This is a genomic window from Chthonomonas sp. (assembly GCF_035294165.1).
Classification (GTDB): Bacteria; Armatimonadota; Chthonomonadetes; order Chthonomonadales; family Chthonomonadaceae; genus Chthonomonas.
Window position 1 is genome coordinate 1 of record NZ_DATGLN010000105.1, and the last position, 1899, is coordinate 1899.

3 protein-coding genes are annotated in these 1899 nt (G+C 53.1%); all 3 read left to right on the forward strand.

Annotated elements, in window-relative coordinates:
- The coding region (locus VKV29_RS05350; protein ID WP_324200272.1) for a transposase at nt 1–301 on the forward strand (301 nt) is incomplete at its 5' end.
- 326 nt (nt 302–627) lie between these two features.
- Nucleotides 628–1257 carry an RNA polymerase sigma factor gene (locus VKV29_RS05355; RefSeq protein ID WP_324200273.1) on the forward strand — a complete coding sequence of 210 codons (630 nt, stop codon included), beginning with the start codon at nt 628–630 and terminating at the stop codon, nt 1255–1257.
- A gap of 100 nt (nt 1258–1357) precedes the next feature.
- Nucleotides 1358–1899 (forward strand): POTRA domain-containing protein (locus tag VKV29_RS05360; protein ID WP_324200274.1); only part of this gene is annotated, 542 nt, incomplete at its 3' end.

Below are 1899 nucleotides of genomic sequence, written 5' to 3' on the forward strand. Positions count from 1 at the left end.
CCTCGGTAACTGGGCGTTCCTGCAACTGCGTCAATTTATCGCCTATAAAGCAGAGACGGCAGGAGTGCCTGTGGTTCTAGTAGACCCGCGCAATACCTCTCGCACCTGTTGTGTGTGCGGCTACTGCGCCAAAGCCAACCGTAAGAGCCAGAGCAGCTTTCGATGTCAAGAGTGTGGCTTTGAGGCGAATGCTGATTTCAATGCGGCGGTAAACCTCAAAGCACGGGGCGAAAGTTCAGACGCCCTATTGTGTCGGTCGGAGGCACACGCTTCCAACCAGGCGCAAGCCCCTGTGCTTTAGACAGGGGTATCTGACTCTATCCTAATAACGCATTTTTTTATTTTTAGGATAGGACGCTTTGCGAACGAAATAGTTGCAAATTCCTAACGAGGAGCCTACCACCGTTCGGCAGGAGGAACTGCAAGGTCTGTCGAATTGACTTTACCTGTAACATTGCGCGTTTCTTAACGTCCTACTTCAAAGAAAGCCGTGATACGGCGGTCAAACGCAAACATCGAGCAGGTGTCCGTCGCTTCTCTTTACACCTTCTGAGATAGGTTACCATGTTCTACCAGGCCTGCCTAAGAGGTTCTTCTGCAGCAAACGTCGAAAATAGAGGGTGCACGTTGTCACCCTCTGGGGCCGCTGCCGCAAGCGCATCGGCCGGAGACTATGTGGTCAGCATGAACGCCCATTCATCGGACGAGGCGGAAAGTCGCCTCGAATTTGACGAGCTTGTCGCCCGATACGAAAAGCGGATATTTAATGTTGTCTATCGCTTCTTGGGAGACTACGAAGAGGCCGCCGATGTCACGCAAGAGACCTTCATCAGCGCCTATAAAAACTATGCTAACTTCCGTGGCGACTCAAAGGTGTTTACCTGGCTGTACCAGATAGCACGTAACCTCTGCATCAATCGCCTGCGACGCCGTGAACGCCAACGCCATATCCGAATCGAGTCGCTTGAACAGATGAGCGATCCTGACGACGACTCCTTAACCACACGCGATATTGCGGATTGGACTCATTCTCCGCAGCAAGTGCTCGAACAAAAAGAGCTGCATCAGAAAATCCTTGCTGCCATCGACTCCTTGCCCATTGAGTATCGAGAGGTCATTATTCTGCGCGAATTCCAACAACTCTCCTACAACGAAATCGTAGAGGCAACCGGCCTCAGCCTCGAAAACGTGAAAACCCGCCTCTCACGGGCGCGCGCCATGCTGCGACGTAAGTTAGAGCCATACTACCGTTCATAGTCTAATTTGAGGCCCAAACAGGGTAAACTTTGTTGCGACTTATTAATTCTCTACTCGTACGCGCCTCTTAGCGCGTGCACAAAGGAGTGTTCGACAGCAAATGAGCCTTCGGCCCATCGGGAAACAATCTGCCTCTCTTGTGTCGCTTCTTCTCAGCATGATGCTGATTTTGGCATCGCCTCAGGCGAAAAGCGCTCCGCTTGCTCAAACCCCCGATTCGTCAACGGCTCCGCCACCGGCTGCCCAACAAGCCCCACGCATCTCCGATATCGAGGTGCGCGGAAACCACAACCTCAATAGCGTTTTCATTATCGGCGCCAGTGGTGCTAAGGTGGGCGACCTCTTTACCCCACAACTCCAGGCCCAGATGGAACAGAACCTCCTCGATACCGGCTACTTTGGTGTTCTCGACCCAGACCCGCGCAACGGCGTGAACGTCTACGCCGAAGAGCCAACTCCCCCTAACGGCACCTGCAAGGTGATCATCTCGGTGGACGAAAACCCCATGATCACCAACATCAGCATCACCGGAACCGGCCCCATCAAACCGGAAGTCGTGGAGGCCCAACTGCAGGGTCTGAAGCCGGGCAATGTGTTCAACAGCAAACAGTTTCTTAACGATGCCAACGCCATTATAGACCT